Raw genomic sequence first — 15180 nt, 5'->3', positions numbered from 1 at the left:
CCGCCTTCGGGAGCCGACCTGTGCCCCGGACTGCGGAACGGGTCACACCCGGGGCCGCGCACCGGTCCGGGGACTCAGTTCCAGAGGGTCGCGATGAAGATGTTCGCCGTGGTCAGGCCGCCGACGGCGGCGAAGAGGCCCTTGTCGACCTTCTCGTCGTCCCGCTTGACGTAGACGAGGCCGAGGATCACGACGAGGATCGCCAGCTTGATGCCGATCTTGAGGTTGTTCACGGTCTGGTCGTCGGCCTGGTTCAGGCCGACGAGCGCGACGCCCGTGACCAGCATGGTCAGCGCGCCGTGCAGCATCGCGGGGCTGAAGCGGGCCGTACCGGCGCCCATCGCCTTCATCTGGGTGAGGAAGCCGCCGAGGAGGGAGGCGATGCCGATGACGTGCAGGGCGACGAAGACATTGATGAGTACGTCCATGGGGCGGAGCCTAACCGGGCCTCCGCGCCCTCCTTCCGGGCGGGTCCCGCCCCTTCGACCACCCGCGCTTCCGTACGTCGACATGCCCGTGCGCCGATGCCTCGGTACGGCGGTACCGCGATACCGCGATACAGCGACACACCCGCGCGGCCCCTCCCTCCGTACGTCGGCACATCGGCACACCGGCACACCGATACGTTCGTACGCCTGCCGGAAGGGCCGCACCCCGTCACCCGGCGAAAGAGTTCGGTGCCTCAACCGTCAACTGACGCCAATAGCGGTCATTCCGTCGTCCGGGCGTGACCCCGGGCCTAGCGTCCTCCACCAGGTGACCGGCTCCCCACCACCGCCGGCAGGTCGGCGGTCGTCGGTCACCCCCGCCGAGAAAACCGGCGGCGGCCCGTCCCCCTGTGCGGACCGCCGCCGGCCCGGCGCACACCGTCCCCCAGGGAAGAGGATGTGAACCGCCCTCGTGGCATCGCACCGAAAGTCCACCCCGTCCCTCCTCGGCGGCCAGGCGGTCCGCACCGCCGCCACCCTCGCCCTCGCCTCGGCGGCGACGGCGACGCTCTTCGAAGGATCCGGACACGCGGACCCCCGGCCCACCACCGCCCAGGTCAGGGCGCAGGTCGACCGGCTGTACGAGGAGGCCGGGGTCGCGACCGAGCGGTACAACGGGGCGAAGGAGAAGGCGGACGCGGCGCGCACCGCCTTCGACCGGCTGCGCGACGAGGCCGCCCGCAGGACCCAGCGCCTCAACGACGCGCGGGACGCCCTCGGGGCCGTGGCCGCCGCCCAGTACCGCTCCGGAGGACTCGACCCGGCGCTGCGGCTCGCCCTCACCTCCGACCCGGACCAGTACCTGGCACGGGCCGCGTTCGCCGAGAAGGCCGGCGACCGGCAGGCCGCCGCGATCCGGACCGTACGGCGCGAACTCGGCGCGATCGGGCAGCTGCGCGGCGAATCGGCCGACCGGCTGGCCGTCCTGCGCGGGCACGAGGCCGAACTGCGGCGCCAGAAGACGGCCGTCCTCGGCAAGCTGGAGGCGGCCAGGACCCTGCTCGCCCGGCTGACCGCCGAGGAACGGGCCCGGTACGAGGCCGCCACCGCCGCCCGGAACGCCCCCGCCCCCTCGGCGCGGGCGGCCGGAACCGACCCGGCCGGCACCTCGGCCCCCGCACGGGCCGACCGCTCCTCCGGCAGCGCGCGCGGACCGGTGGGCGCCCCCAACTCCCGGGCCGCACAGGCCATCTCCTTCGCCCGCGCCCAGCTCGGCAAGCCGTACGTGTGGGGGGCGACGGGCCCGTCCGGGTACGACTGCTCGGGCCTCACCCAGGCGGCCTGGCGCGCGGCCGGCGTCTCCCTGCCCCGCACCACGTACACCCAGATCAACGCCGGCAAGCGGGTCCCCCGCTCCCAGCTCGCCCCCGGCGACCTGGTCTTCTTCTACTCCGGGATCAGCCACGTCGGGCTCTACATCGGCGACGACCGGATGATCCACGCCCCCCGCCCGGGCGCCCCGATCCGGGTCGCACCGATCGACGAGATGCCCTTCGCCGGAGCCACCCGCGTGAGCTGACGGGACCCGGCCTCTGCGCGGAGCCCGGTCCCTGGGCGAGGTCGGGTCCCTGGACGAGGTCCGATCTCTGTGCGAGGTCCGGTGCCTGTGCGAGGTCCGGCCCCTGTGCGAGGTCCGGCTCCTGTGTGGGGCCCGGCTCCGACGCGGAGCCCTGTTGCGACACGGGGGCCACGGGCCGTGAGCCGGGGATCGGGGACGGGGCCACGGGCCACGGGTCGTGAGCCGGGGCCGGGGACCGGGGGCGGGCGCGTCGGCATGGACCGCAGCCCGGGCCGGGCCGGGGGTCAGACCAGGCGGCGGGCGGTGGCCCAGCGGGTCAGCTCGTGGCGGTTGGAGAGCTGGAGCTTCCGCAGGACCGCCGAGACGTGCGACTCGACCGTCTTCACCGAGATGTAGAGCTGCTTGGCGATCTCCTTGTACGCGTAGCCTCGGGCGATCAGCCGCAGCACCTCCCGCTCCCGCTGGGTGAGCCGGTCCAGGTCCTCGTCCACCGGGGGCGCGTCCGTCGAGGCGAAGGCGTCCAGGACGAAGCCGGCGAGCCGGGGGGAGAAGACGGCGTCCCCCTCCTGGACCCGGAAGATCGAGTCGACCAGGTCGGTGCCGGTGATCGTCTTGGTGACGTAACCGCGGGCGCCGCCCCGGATCACCCCGATCACGTCCTCGGCCGCGTCCGACACCGAAAGGGCCAGGAAGCGGACCGGGTCCTCGGGCGCGCCGAGCAGGCTCGCGCAGCGCCGCAGCACCTCGACCCCGCCGCCGCCCGGAAGGTGCACGTCGAGCAGGACGACCTCGGGGCGGGTCGCGGTGATGACCGTGACCGCCTGGTCGACGTCGGCGGCCTCGCCGACCACCTCGACGCCGGTGACCTCGGTCCGGCCGATCTCGGCCTGTACCCCGGTGCGGAACATGCGGTGGTCGTCGACGAGCACCACCCGCACCCGGCGCCCGGCGCCCGGCGCCGCCCCCGCGTCCACGTCCGCCCCGCTCCCGGTCGCTGCCCCGGTCTCGTCGCTCATCCGTCCGCCCTCTCCATCTCGAGCTCCACTTCGGTGCCGCCGCCCTGCGGTGACCGCAGCCGGGCCGTACCGCCGTTGCGCTGCATCCGGCCGATGATCGATTCTCGTACGCCCATCCGGTCCTCCGGCACGTCGTCCAGGTCGAAGCCCGGCCCCCGGTCCCGCACCGAGACGAAGACCGTGCGGCCGTCCACCTCCGCGAACACCTGCACCGCCCCTCCCTCGCCACCGTACTTGGCGGCGTTGACCATCGCCTCGCGCGCGGCCTGTATCTGTGCGACCAGTCCCTCGTCGAGGGGGCAGTCGCCGACGACGACGACCTCCAGCGGGACGCCGTGCTTGTCCTCGACCTCGGCCGCCGCCCTCTTGACCGCCTCCGCGAGGGTCTCGGGCTCCTCGTCCCTGCCGGTGCCCTCCGGCTTGTAGAGCCAGTTCCGCAGCTCCCGCTCCTGGGCTCGGGCGAGCCGGCGCACCTCGCCCGGGTCGTCGGCGTTGCGCTGGATCAGGGTGAGGGTGTGCAGCACCGAGTCGTGGACGTGGGCCGCGACCTCGGCGCGCTCCTGGGCGCGGATGCGCATGGTCCGCTCCTCCGTGAGGTCCTGCGACATGCGGACCAGCCAGGGGCCGGCGAGCAGGGCTATGCCGGTGAGGACGGCGACGGCGGCGGTGAGGGCCGTGCCGAGCTGGGCGACGGAGCCGCGGACCACCACGAAGACCGCGAGTCCCGTGCCGACCAGGGCGACGCCGACGAGGCCCCGGGCGAGCTGGAACGCGCGCCGGTGCCGGCCGGGTTCGGTCCAGCTGGCCCGGCGGGCGTTGTCCGCCTGGCGCCAGAAGACGGCGACGCCGATGCCGGTGAGGATGACGGGCCAGACGTAGCGTCCCGTCTCGCCGTCGAAGCTGGCGTTCCCCGCGACGACCGCGAGGCTCACGGCGAGCGCGGCGAGGGCGAAGACCTGGCCGCGCTCGGGCTTGCGCAGCTTGCGGCGCCCGTCCGGAGTGGTCTCGAAGACCGGGCGCGGGGCGGTCCGCCCGCCGACGCCGAGCGGGACGACGATCCAGAAGGCCGCGTAGAGCACGGCGCCGAGGCCGTCCGCCATGGCGAGGACCGCGAACGCCGTGCGCACCCAGACGACCGGCAGCCCGAGGTGTCCCGCGAGACCGCGTGCGACACCGCCGAGCCACCGCCCGTCGGCGCTTCGATAGAGCCTGCGCAGGGGCGGTTCGTCGGTCTCGGTGACACGAGCGGATGCGGACATGGACCGATCGTCACACGTCCGACCTGCCCGGGGCATCAGGGTCGGCCCTGAGATCTTCCCCGGTACGGACTCGGGGAGGAGGGCCTTCCGAATATCAGGGTCGGGCCAGGGTCGCCCCCGGTGCCGTACGGCGTCACGGGCCGTCACCATGGAGGCATGACGAGTTCGATGCCTTCGCAGCACGAGGCCCCGCCGCCGGCGGAGGCCGCTTCCGCCGCGCCCCTGCGGCGCTCGCGCGGAAGCAAGGTCGTGGGCGGTGTCTGCGGCGGTCTCGGCCGGTACTTCGACCTCGACCCGGTGGTCTTCCGCGTCGTGATCGGCGTGCTGGCGGTGACGGGCGGCTTCGGGCTGATCTTCTACGGCTTCGCGTGGCTGTTGATCCCGCTCGCGGGCGAGGAGGACAACGAAGGGCGCAGGCTGCTGACCGGCCGTGTCTCCGGCTCCTCCCTCGCGGCCCTGCTGATGGCGCTGATCGGTTGCGGGGTCTTCCTGTCGATGCTGCGCAGCGGATCGATGCTGGGCTCCTCGCTGCTGGTGGCGTTCTTGGCGTGCGGGGCGGCGGTCTGGTCGCGGCGGAGACAGACGGGCGCGGTCGAGACCGAGGGGAGGACGGACACGGCGGCGGCGCTCGCGGTCGCCGAGGCCCCGCCCGAGACGAAGGCCCCGCCGCTGATCGTGTACACCTCCTGGTGGAAGGACCCGATCGTCAAGGACGGCTCGACGGGCAGGGTGGCCGTCGGCTACCTGTGGGGTCCGCACGGCGTGCTGGACGAGGAGGGCAAGGTCAACGGCGAGGTGCCGAAGCCCGGCAGCCAGTGGGGCTCCCCGGCCCCGGCGCCCGGCCGTCCGACGCCCTCCGTCCGGAAGAGCCCACTCTCCATCAGCGGCCTCGTCTCCCTGTTCGCGATGGTGGCGGCCGGCCTCGGCACGAGCCTGACCTGGGAGACCGAGCCGCTCGGCACCAGTCTGCAGATCGGTCTGACCGCCGCCCTCGCGGTGTTCGGCCTGGGACTGGTCGTCAGCAGTTTTCTCGGGCGGACCGGGTTCGGCACGGTCTTCATGACCGTGCTCACGGCGGGCGTGCTCGCCCTGACCACGGCACTGCCCGACCGGATCACCACGGACTGGGTCCGCGAGACCTGGGCGCCCGCGTCGGTCGCCGCCGTGCAGCCGCACTACGAGCTGGGCAGCGGGGTCGGCACGCTCGATCTGTCGCGCCTCCCGCTCCCCGCCGGCACGACCGTCACCACCCGTGCCGAGGTGGGCGCCGGACAGCTCGAAGTGATCGTCCCGAAGGACGCGGTCGTGAAGCTGGACGCCAAGGTGTCGCTGGGCGACCTGCGGCTGCCGGGGCAGCCACCCGGCGACATCGACATCGCGCCGGACCGCAGGGAGACCCATACGCTCGCACCGCCGGCCGGTACCGTCCCGGCGGGCACCCTGGACCTCTCCCTGGAGGTCGCGCTCGGACAGGTGGAGGTCATCCGTGCTGCTTCATGAGTTCCGCCCCGGCCGGCTGGTCGTCGGCCTCACCGCCCTCGCCGTGGCGGCCCTGTACGCGGGCGACGCGGCCGGGGCCTGGACGACCGCCTGGTACGCGGTGGTCCCCGTCCTCTGCGGCGGCCTGGGCACGGCCGCCGTCGCGACCTGGGTCTCCTATCGAATACGGCGCCGTTCGGCGAGGAGCCGGTCCAGCGAGAGCACCGAGGCCCCGGCGAGCAGCAGCGGCAGCCAGGACATCAGATAGACGAGGTCGTTGCCGAGGTAGTACGGCGACACCTGCCAGCTCACGGTCAGCCAGAGGCTCAGCGAGATCAGCGCTCCCCCGAGCGCCGCCACCCGGGCGAAGAGGCCGAAGAGGGTCCCGAGTCCGACGGCGAGTTCTCCGAAGGCGATGGCGTACCCGAAGCCGGCGGGATTCTTGAGGGCGAGGTCGACGAGGGCGGGGATGGCGGAGACGTCCCGGACGCCGCGCATCGTCTCCCCGATGGACCCGCTGCCGGTGTCGGCGAAGAAGGCGGAGTCGGTGAGCTTGTCGAGCCCGGCGTAGACGAACGTGATCCCGAGGAAGATCCGCAGGGGAAGGAGGGCGTAGCGGGAGGCGAGGGCCTTCCAGGCACCGGTTCCGTCGGCCTCGCCGCCGGAACCACCGTGCCCACGACCGAAGCCGTCACCACGACCATGGCCGGGGCCGTCATCACCACGACCGAAGCCATGGCCGGGGCTGCCACCGCTGCCGGGACCAGCGTCACCACGGTCGAAGCCGTCGTCACGGCCGGGACCACCGTCACCACGGCCGAAACCACCGTCGCCGAAGCCACCGCCACCGCCGCCGGGGGCGCCGTCGCCGCCGGGCCTGCCCGGCGTCCTGTCGTCCCCCTGATCCGTCCGGTCCGTCTGTCCCGTCATCGTCGGTCACCTCTCACGCCCCGTGCGGCTGCTCGCGGAACGATTCTCCTCCGAGCGACGGCCCGGGGACACGGGAAAGGGGCCGGACGGTCAGTCCACGACGTCGATCGTGACCCGGTTGGTCTCCACGCCCGCCGCCGTCACGACCGAGACCTCCGCCCGGCCCGGCTCCACGTCCGCCGGGAGGGGAACGGTCAGGGAGGTGTCGGTGGGGTTGGCGAAGCCGCCCGGGACCGGGACCAGGGGGACGTGGGCGTGGACGGGGCCGATGCGGACGACGAGGCGGGTCAGCGGGTCGGGGGCGTCCGCGCCCGGCGGGACGAAGCCGCGGCCGCGGATCTCGATGTCGTCGCCCGTGCGGATCGGGGCGTCGAGGTCGCCCGCATCCCGGGACCGGACCACGGAGTGGATCGTGGGGCGGACGCCCTCGGCGCGCTTCGCGGCGAGGTGCCAGGCGGCCGAGAGACCGAGGAGGAGCACGAGGGTCCAGGGGACCTCGGGGAGGCGGGCGGGGTCGTGGGTGAGGCCGACGGCCGCGAGAAGGAGGACGGCGCCGGAGACCAGGAGGTACTGGACGTCGGCGAGGCAGGCCCGGCCGCTGTCGTCGCAGAGCAGGTCGGCGGCGCGCGGGCGGTCGGCGCGCACCTTCTGGAGGCGGCCCGCCGCGATCCCGGCGGTGACGACGAGGCGGGCGGTGACGGTGACGGCCGCCACCAGGGCCAGGGCGGTGAGCAGGCCGGCGGCCCCGGGCAGACCGAAGGCGGTCGGGACCGTGACCGCAGCCCCGGACTCGGCTCCAGCCCTGGCCCCGGTCCCGATCCCGGTCCCGGTCCCGAGTTCGGTCCCGGTGTCCGCCGGTGGTCCGAGGAGCAGGAATCGGGCGGTCAGGAAGAGGAGGGAGAAGGAGAGGAGCAGGAGCCAGGCGGCGGCGACGGCGCGGGTGGTGGAGAGCCGGTTGTCCTCGCCGATCAGGGGTGCGAGGAGGCCGCCGCGTGCCCGGTGGGCGTGGGCGACGGCGCTGAGGAGGGCGGCGAGGGCCAGGGCGGTGCAGAGGCCGGCCGTGCGGGCGGCGGTCCAGCCGGTCCCGACGGCGGTGAGGGCCTGGCCGAGGAGGAGGACGAGGACGGCGCCCCAGACGGCGCGGAGGCCGCCGCGCCGGACCAGGTCGAGCCGGGCGGGCCCAGCCGCCCGGCCGTGCGCGGTGACCGCGCGGGCGGACTGGGCGAGTTCGTCGGAGACCCACTGGCGGGCGGCGACCGGGGAGTGGGCGACGGCGGCGGGGACGCCGTGTCCGGCGGCGAGCTCGTCGCGCCGGGCGAGGAAGGCGGCGACCGCGAGCCGGTGGCCGGCCCGCCCGCAGTGGGCGCAGCCGGCGCAGGCCGTCGCGTGCTCGCCGTGCTGTCTCGCCTCTTGAACCGCCACGGTGCTCACTTCCGCCTTCGCTCCACGGCACGTACCGACGCGTTCCGGCGCGTTCCGGTGTGGCGGGGAGGGCCAACTTGCCGCTGGTTCCACGGAATTGTGCCGTACCGGAGGGGCCCGGGAGTGCCGTGCGCATCACGCTCAGGGGTGATTGTCGCGTCGTCGGATTGACGTACAGAAGGGTGAAGCGATGGTGTGACGACAGGAGTTCGGGTCCTGCCCGGCCGATCACGCGACGGCGCGGTCGGACGTCGGGGCACCCGCAGACGGCGGTGGCGGTGGCGGCGGCGGCGGCGGCGGCGGGAACGACGAAGCCGCCGGCCCGGTCGTCCGGGGCGGCGGCCTCCTCACGCGCACGGGGGAGCGGTCACTCCCACTCGATGGTGCCCGGCGGCTTGCTGGTGACGTCGAGGACGACGCGGTTGACGTCGGCGACCTCGTTGGTGATGCGGGTCGAGATCTTGGCGAGCACCTCGTAGGGCAGGCGCGACCAGTCGGCCGTCATGGCGTCCTCGGAGGAGACGGGACGCAGCACGATCGGGTGGCCGTAGGTGCGGCCGTCGCCCTGGACGCCCACGGAGCGCACGTCGGCGAGCAGGACGACCGGGCACTGCCAGATGTCGCGGTCGAGACCGGCGGCGGTCAGCTCCTCGCGGGCGATGGCGTCGGCCTCGCGCAGCAGGTCCAGGCGCTCCTCGGTGACCTCGCCGACGATGCGGATGCCGAGGCCGGGGCCGGGGAAGGGCTGGCGCTGGACGATCTCCTCGGGCAGGCCGAGCTCCTGTCCGACCATGCGGACCTCGTCCTTGAAGAGCTGGCGCAGCGGCTCGACGAGCTCGAACTCGATGTCGTCGGGCAGGCCGCCGACGTTGTGGTGGGACTTGATGTTGGCGGTGCCGGTGCCGCCGCCGGACTCGACGATGTCCGGGTAGAGCGTGCCCTGGACGAGGAACGCGACCTCGGGGCCCTCCTCCTGGAGGATCTCCAGCTGCGCCTGCTCGAAGACGCGGATGAACTCGCGGCCGATGATCTTCCGCTTGGTCTCCGGGTCGGAGACGCCGGCGAGGGCGGTGAGGAACCGCTCCTTCGCGTCGACGACCTTGAGGTTGACGCCGGTGGAGGCGACGAAGTCCTTCTCGACCTGCTCGGTCTCGCCCTTGCGCATGAGGCCGTGGTCGACGTACACGCAGGTGAGCTGCGAGCCGATGGCCCTCTGCACGAGCGCGGCGGCCACGGCGGAGTCGACGCCGCCGGAGAGGCCGCAGACGGCGCGCTTGTCGCCGACCTGGGCGCGGATGGCCGCGACCTGCTCCTCGATCACGTTGCCGGTGGTCCAGCTCGGCTCGATGCCGGCGCCCCGGTAGAGGAAGTGCTCCAGGATCTGCTGGCCGTGCGTGGAGTGCAGCACCTCGGGGTGGTACTGGACGCCGTACAGCTTCTTCTCGTCGTTCTCGAAGGCGGCGACCGGCACGACGTCCGTGGAGGCGGTGACGGTGAAGCCCTCGGGGGCGGCGGAGCAGGCGTCGCCGTGCGACATCCACACCGACTGCTCGACCGGGGTGCCCTCGAAGAGGGTGGAGCCGGCCTTGGAGACGTGCAGCGGGGTGCGGCCGTACTCGCGGGCGCCGGTGTTGTCGACGGTGCCGCCGAGGGTCGTCGCCATGAGCTGGAAGCCGTAGCACATGCCGAAGACGGGGACGCCCGCCTCGAAGAGCGCGCGGTCGAGGCGGGGGGCGTTCTCCGCGTACACGGAGGACGGGCCACCGGAGAGGATGATCGCCTTCGGGTTCCTGGCCAGCATCTCGGCCACCGGCATGGTGGACGGGACGATCTCGCTGTAGACCCGGGCCTCACGGACACGACGGGCGATGAGCTGGGCGTACTGGGCGCCGAAGTCGACAACGAGGACTACGTCCGGGTTGGTGACGTCGGGCGCGGCAGCGGGGGTCGCTGATGACACTACGGCGGCCTTCCGGCGGTAGGAGGGGGTCCCTCGAAAGGGGTGCTATTTGTCGATTCTACCGGCGCGCCGGTCGGACTTTTCGTCTCACCATCCGAACCCGGTGTGGCCCCGGGACCGGGCCGGGGTCCATACTGTCGCCATGCGCACGCACACGACCTTCGTCTTTACCTATGGCAACCGGCCCACCGGCTGCCATGGTCGTGCTGCTTGAGCAACTGACAAGCGACTTCCCAGGCGCCCCGGGCCGACAAGGCCCGGGGCGTTCTGCTTGGCTCCGGGCCATGTCGCTCCAGGGCGTCCGACCCGACACAGGAGCCCTGCCATGACGACGCACACCGCCACCACCGAGAAGACCGGCGCCCGCACCGACGAGGCGGCGGCGCTGATCGGCGACTCGCGCGAGCGCATCGACGCGCTCGACGACCGGATCATCGGCCTCATCCAGGAACGGATGGCCGTCTCGGCCGTCATCCAGGAGGCGCGGATCTCCTCCGGTGGCCGGCGGGTGAACCTGGCCCGCGAGATGGAGGTGCTCGGCCACTACAGGGACGCGCTCGGCAAGCCGGGCACGGCACTCGCGATGACGATGCTGGAGCTGTGCCGGGGACGCATCTGAGGGGGCGCGTCCGAACCGCACCGGAGACGCGTCCGCAGGGACGCGTCCGGGCCGGGCCGGGGACGCGTCCGAGTGGGCGCCCGCACCCGAGTTCGGAACCGCTCTCACCCGTACGGCGCGTGACCGGCCCCGCGCCGGCTTCGTTGGTCCGGTTGTCCGTGCCAGCCAGGGGCGGGCCCGAAGAAAACCACGCGTGGCTTCGCTGGGGCGTGTGGCGTACCTCTCCGGTACGTCGTGGGACCTCGCACCAGCGCACGTGACCGGGCAGCAGGGGACAGCCGTCCGGTCACCCAGAAAGGGCGGTCGGTCCCGGGGACGCCCGGGGCCGACCGCAACCGGCTCATCCGGCCGCGCCCCCGCGGCCCCGGCACCGTCGCGAAGACCCGTGAAGACCCCGTCCCCCGGTTCCCCCACTCCGTTCCCCCTCCCCACAGCGGCGCAACCCCCCGGCGCCGCTCCGTTCGACACCGCGGCTTCCCCGGCGCCGGTGCCGACCCCCGAGGGCCCCGTACCGCGACCGGAATCGCGGCACGGGGCCCTCGTGCGTGCACCCATCCCCGCGATGTGACGCGCGTCACACGAAGATTCCGCGCAACCGCTACAACCCATCGCGGGGATCGCGGGTCAACCATGCAGCACCACGAAAAGCCGGAAGGGCGCTGCATTCGGAGGGGGATGCAGCGCCCTTTCTGTCGTCCCGGCCCTTGTGCGGGCCGGACCCGATCCCTGTCCGGCCCGCGCCCGGCCCGGCGTCGCGCCCGGCCCGCGCCCGGCCCCGCGTCACTCCTGCTTCGACGGGACCTCCAGCGGTACCTCCGGCGTGGTCCTCGGCGGGACCTTCGGCATCCCCAGGAACGGCAGGCGCAGCGCGCCGAAGGCCTCGGCCGGGACCGCGGGGGACTTCGGCTCGATCGCCGCGAGCCGCACGTACCCCTCGCCCTGCCGCGGGCGCGGGTCCTCCTCGCCCTTGTTCGGCCAGAAGGACATGGCCCGCTCCGCCTGGGCGGTGATCGTCAGGGACGGGTTCACGCCGAGGTTGGCGGAGACGGCCGCCCCGTCGACGACGGAGATCCCCGGGTGGCCGAAGAGCCGGTGGTACGGGTCGATGACGCCGGACGCGGAGTCCTCGCCGATCGGGCAGCCGCCCAGGAAGTGGGCGGTGAGCGGGGTGCCCATCAGCTCGCCGACGTTGGAGCCGGCGAAGCCGTTGATCTCCTCGGCGAGGAGGGAGGCGGCCCGGGTGGCCGCCGGGATCTGGACCGGGTTCGGGGCGCCGTGGCCCTGGCGGGCCGTGAGCAGGCCCTTTCCGAGGCCGCCGGGCTTGCGGTAGGTCGTCAGGGAGTTGTCGAGGGACTGCATGACCAGGCCGATGATGGTCCGCTCCGACCACTTCCGGTTGGAGAGCGAGCGGGCGGCGAGCGCGGGGTGCCGGAGCATGTTGAGGACCCAGTTGCGCACCCGGTGGGCGCCGTAGGGCACCTGGAGGACGGTCAGGCTGCCCATCGAGTTGGAGCCCCTGCCGTACCGGACCGGCTCGATGTGGGTGTTCTCGTCGGGGTGGACGGAGGAGGTGATGGCGACGCCCCGGGTGAAGTCGGCCCTCTCCCCGCCGTGCTTCCTCCGGTAGCGGCGGTCGGTGGTCTGCGCGCCGACCAGTCCCTCGGAGTTGGTGCGGGTCAGCTCGCCGAGCCGGTCGGAGATCCGGGGCAGCAGGCCGGTGTCCCTCATCCGGTGGAGCAGGGTCTGCGTGCCGTACGTGCCGGCGGCGATCACGACCCGGCGGGCGGTGAACGTGCGGCCCTTGCCCTTCCTCCGGTTGTCGGTGGGCAGGGTCCTCACGGCGAAGCCGCCGCGCGAGTCCTCGGTGACGGTGACGACGGTCGTCATGGGGTGGACGGTCGCGCCCGCCTTCTCGGCGAGGTGGAGGTAGTTCTCGTTGAGGGTGTTCTTGGCGCCGTGGCGGCAGCCGGTCATGCACTCGCCGCACTCGGCGCAGGCGCGCCGGGAGGGTCCCGCGCCGCCGAAGTACGGGTCGGGGACCTCGCCGCCCGGCTCGGTCCGCGCCTTGCCGTCGGCGTCCTCGCCGTCCCCGAAGAAGACGCCGACCGGCGCCATGTGGAAGGTGTCGCCGATGCCCATCGCCTCGGCGGCCGACTTCAGGTGCACGTCGGAGGGGGTCATCGTCGGGTTGAGCCGGACGCCCAGCATCCGCTTGGCCTGGTCGTAGTACGGCCGCAGCTCGTCCTCCCAGTCCGTGATGTCCTTCCACTGCGGGTCGTCGAAGAACGCCTTGAGCGGTACGTAGAGGGTGTTGGCGTAGTTGAGGGAGCCGCCGCCCACGCCGGCGCCCGCGAGCACCATGACGTTGCCGAGCAGGTGGATGCGCTGGAGTCCGTAGAGGCCGAGGGCGGGGGCCCACAGGAAGTTCTTCAGGTCCCAGGAGTTCTTCGGCAGGGTCTCGCGGGTGAAGCGGCGCCCGGCCTCCAGGACGCCGACCCGGTAGCCCTTCTCGGTGAGGCGGAGGGCCGTGACCGAACCGCCGAAGCCGGAGCCGACGACGAGGACGTCGTAGTCGTACGCGCCGTCCTCCGCCTGCTCCTGATTTTGGGTAGGGGGTACCGCGGTCATGGCTCTCCTCGTACGGAGTACGGAAAGGGTGGAAGGGGTGGAAGGGGGAGGGGCGCGGGCCCCCGCCGCGAGCGGGGGCCCGGCGGCCTCAGCGCAGGCGCAGGGCCTTCATCGCCTTCAGCGACAGGCTCATGAAGGCCGCGTACTTCTCGTCGTCCATCCCGAAGGAGGGCGCGAGCGGGATCAGCCGCTGCTGGGCGACGGTCTGGGCCTCGGTGTACTTGAGGATGCCCTCGGAGCCGTGGCGGCGGCCGAGCCCGGAGTCCTTCATGCCGCCCATCGGGGACTGCACGCTGCCGTACGCGGGCGCGTACCCCTCGTTGATGTTGACGGTGCCGGTGCGCAGCCGGGCCGCGACGGCGTGGCCGCGCCGCGAGTCCTTCGTCCAGACCGAGGAGTTGAGGCCGTACGGGGTGGCGTTGGCGAGCTCGACGACCTCGTCCTCGTCCGTGAAGCGGTAGAGGGAGACGACCGGGCCGAAGGTCTCCTCGTTGCAGACGGCCATCGGGGCCTCGACGCCGTCGAGGATGGTCGGCTCGTAGAAGAGGGGGCCGACGTCGGGGCGGGCGACGCCGCCCGCGACCAGCTTGGCGCCCTTGGCGACGGCCTCCTCGACGTGCTGCTTGACGGTCTCCAGCTGCCGCTCGCCGACGAGGGAGCCCATGTCGGCCCCGTAGGCGAGGGAGGTGCCGAGCCGCATCGCCTTGGTGCGGGCGGCGAACCGGGCGACGAAGTCGTCGGCGACGGACTCGTGCACGTACAGGCGCTCGATGGAGATGCAGAGCTGGCCGGCGGAGGAGAAGCAGGCGCGGACGGCGCCGGCGGCGGCCTTCTCGACGTCGGCGTCCTCCAGGACGAGCATGGCGTTCTTGCCGCCGAGTTCGAGGGAGACGCCGACGAGGCGGGCGGCGGCGCCCTGCGCGACCTCGCGGCCGGTGCGGGTGGAGCCGGTGAAGGAGACGTAGTCGGCGTGCCGGACGACCTCGGGGCCGACGACCGGGCCCTCGCCGAGGACGACCTGGAAGACCTCGGCGGGGAGACCGGCCTCGATGAGCAGGTCACGGGCCCACAGGGCGGTGAGCGCGGTCTCGGTGTCGGGCTTCATGACGACGGCGTTGCCCGAGACGAAGGCGGGCAGCGCGTCGCCGACGGAGAGTTCGAGCGGGTAGTTCCAGGGGGCGATCTGGCCGACGACCCCGCGCGGCTGGCGCAGTTCGGTGACCTTGGTGAGGGTCGGCACGACGCCGGTGTGGTGACGGGGGCGCAGGTAGGAGGGGGCCTTGCGGCCGTAGTGGCGGGCGGCGACGGCGACCGCCAGGACCTCCTCGTGGGCGTGCAGGCGCGCCTTGCCCGTCTCCAGCTGGATGAGGTCGAGGACCTCGGCCTGCCGTTCGAGGACCAGGTCGTGGAAGCGGAGGAGCACGGCGGCGCGGGCCCGCACCGGCGTCGCGGCCCAGACCGGCTGGGCGGCGCGGGCCCGGGCGAAGGCCTCGGCGACGTCCTCGGGGGTGGACTCGGGCAGGTCCGCCAGCTTCTCCCCGGTGAAGGGGGTGTGGTTGGCGGTCCGGCCGGAGCCGACCACGCCGCGGGAGAACCGGGCGACCAGGTCGGGCGTCACGACGTCGGCGGCGGTCCGGACGCCGGCGGGCGCGGGCGCGACCGGGTTGGTCGCCCCGGCGGGCGCGGTGCGGGCGGCGGCGTCGGGAGCCGAAGGGGCGGCGGGGGCCTGCGAGTCCGTCATGAGGGCGAGCGTAAGCCGCCGTCCGCCCTTTGGGTACCCGTCGGTAACGCGTTTTCACCAGGGGCGCACATCGCGCCAGCGATCACTGGCACATAAGCCCTGATCAGCGGCTCACGGCT

At 73.4% G+C, this 15180-nt stretch carries 11 protein-coding genes and 1 pseudogene; 4 read left to right on the top strand and 8 right to left on the bottom strand.

What is annotated here, in order from left to right:
• Window positions 1–74: 74 nt before the first annotated feature.
• Entirely contained in the window at window positions 75–428 is a 354-nt protein-coding gene (locus ACIQKA_RS00695; protein WP_383151237.1) for a hypothetical protein, read from the bottom strand.
• Between the two features lie 472 nt (window positions 429–900).
• On the opposite strand from ACIQKA_RS00695, the gene ACIQKA_RS00690 reads away from it, so the two are divergent.
• Window positions 901–2007 (top strand): NlpC/P60 family protein, encoded by a 1107-nt coding sequence (locus ACIQKA_RS00690; RefSeq protein WP_402539563.1) that lies wholly within the window; start codon window positions 901–903, stop codon window positions 2005–2007.
• Window positions 2008–2291: 284 nt separating this feature from the next.
• Here the strand turns inward: ACIQKA_RS00690 and ACIQKA_RS00685 are convergent, their stop codons facing one another.
• On the bottom strand, window positions 2292–3023 hold the full coding sequence (locus ACIQKA_RS00685) for a LuxR C-terminal-related transcriptional regulator (RefSeq protein ID WP_383151239.1): 732 nt from the start codon (window positions 3021–3023) through the stop codon (window positions 2292–2294).
• A complete protein-coding gene (locus ACIQKA_RS00680) occupies window positions 3020–4282 on the bottom strand; it encodes a PspC domain-containing protein (RefSeq protein ID WP_383429382.1) in 1263 nt (420 codons plus the stop codon). The genes ACIQKA_RS00685 and ACIQKA_RS00680 overlap by 4 nt, the downstream gene beginning before the upstream one ends.
• Before the next feature lie 156 nt (window positions 4283–4438).
• Here ACIQKA_RS00680 and ACIQKA_RS00675 point away from each other — a divergent pair, with 156 nt between their 5' ends.
• Both ACIQKA_RS00675 and ACIQKA_RS00670 read left to right on the top strand, forming a co-directional pair.
• Window positions 4439–5782: a PspC domain-containing protein gene (locus ACIQKA_RS00675; protein ID WP_383429380.1), complete on the top strand. Its 1344-nt coding sequence runs from the start codon at window positions 4439–4441 to the stop codon at window positions 5780–5782.
• Window positions 5769–6029 (top strand): hypothetical protein, encoded by a 261-nt coding sequence (locus ACIQKA_RS00670; RefSeq protein WP_391093461.1) that lies wholly within the window; start codon window positions 5769–5771, stop codon window positions 6027–6029. Before ACIQKA_RS00675 ends, ACIQKA_RS00670 begins: the two co-directional genes overlap by 14 nt.
• On the opposite strand, the pseudogene ACIQKA_RS00665 reads toward ACIQKA_RS00670, so the two are convergent.
• The 3 genes and pseudogenes from ACIQKA_RS00665 to guaA all read right to left on the bottom strand — a co-directional run.
• Window positions 5939–6412, bottom strand: a pseudogene (locus ACIQKA_RS00665) (DoxX family protein); the annotation flags it as partial. The gene ACIQKA_RS00670 and the pseudogene ACIQKA_RS00665 sit on opposite strands and share 91 nt — an antisense overlap.
• 369 nt (window positions 6413–6781) lie before the next feature.
• Complete coding sequence (locus tag ACIQKA_RS00660; RefSeq protein ID WP_402540233.1) at window positions 6782–8113, bottom strand: hypothetical protein; 1332 nt, start codon at window positions 8111–8113, stop codon at window positions 6782–6784.
• 367 nt (window positions 8114–8480) lie between these two features.
• A complete protein-coding gene (guaA, locus tag ACIQKA_RS00655; RefSeq protein WP_383151243.1) occupies window positions 8481–10073 on the bottom strand; it encodes a glutamine-hydrolyzing GMP synthase in 1593 nt (530 codons plus the stop codon).
• A 325-nt stretch (window positions 10074–10398) separates the two neighbouring features.
• On the opposite strand from guaA, the gene ACIQKA_RS00650 reads away from it, so the two are divergent.
• A complete protein-coding gene (locus tag ACIQKA_RS00650; protein ID WP_383151244.1) occupies window positions 10399–10692 on the top strand; it encodes a chorismate mutase in 294 nt (97 codons plus the stop codon).
• A 780-nt stretch (window positions 10693–11472) separates the two neighbouring features.
• Here ACIQKA_RS00650 and ACIQKA_RS00645 read toward each other — a convergent pair.
• Window positions 11473–13320, bottom strand: coding sequence for a GMC family oxidoreductase N-terminal domain-containing protein (locus ACIQKA_RS00645; protein WP_391093464.1), 1848 nt, complete (start codon window positions 13318–13320; stop codon window positions 11473–11475).
• 88 nt (window positions 13321–13408) lie between these two features.
• A complete protein-coding gene (locus ACIQKA_RS00640) occupies window positions 13409–15061 on the bottom strand; it encodes a succinic semialdehyde dehydrogenase (protein ID WP_383151248.1) in 1653 nt (550 codons plus the stop codon).
• Window positions 15062–15180 lie beyond the last annotated feature (119 nt).

The organism is Streptomyces sp. NPDC092045 (assembly GCF_044756005.1).
Taxonomy (GTDB): Bacteria; Actinomycetota; Actinomycetes; order Streptomycetales; family Streptomycetaceae; genus Streptomyces.
This window is presented reverse-complemented; position numbering and strand designations above follow the sequence as displayed.

What these genes read in the sequence shown, in the direction of transcription:
- ACIQKA_RS00695 (WP_383151237.1), bottom strand. Translation starts at nt 428, where the DNA reads ATGGACGTACTCATCAATGTCTTCGTCGCCCTGCACGTCATCGGCATC.
- ACIQKA_RS00685 (WP_383151239.1), bottom strand. Translation starts at nt 3,023, where the DNA reads ATGAGCGACGAGACCGGGGCAGCGACCGGGAGCGGGGCGGACGTGGAC.
- ACIQKA_RS00680 (WP_383429382.1), bottom strand. Translation starts at nt 4,282, where the DNA reads ATGTCCGCATCCGCTCGTGTCACCGAGACCGACGAACCGCCCCTGCGC.
- ACIQKA_RS00675 (WP_383429380.1), top strand. Translation starts at nt 4,439, where the DNA reads ATGACGAGTTCGATGCCTTCGCAGCACGAGGCCCCGCCGCCGGCGGAG.
- ACIQKA_RS00650 (WP_383151244.1), top strand. Translation starts at nt 10,399, where the DNA reads ATGACGACGCACACCGCCACCACCGAGAAGACCGGCGCCCGCACCGAC.
- ACIQKA_RS00645 (WP_391093464.1), bottom strand. Translation starts at nt 13,320, where the DNA reads ATGACCGCGGTACCCCCTACCCAAAATCAGGAGCAGGCGGAGGACGGC.
- ACIQKA_RS00640 (WP_383151248.1), bottom strand. Translation starts at nt 15,061, where the DNA reads ATGACGGACTCGCAGGCCCCCGCCGCCCCTTCGGCTCCCGACGCCGCC.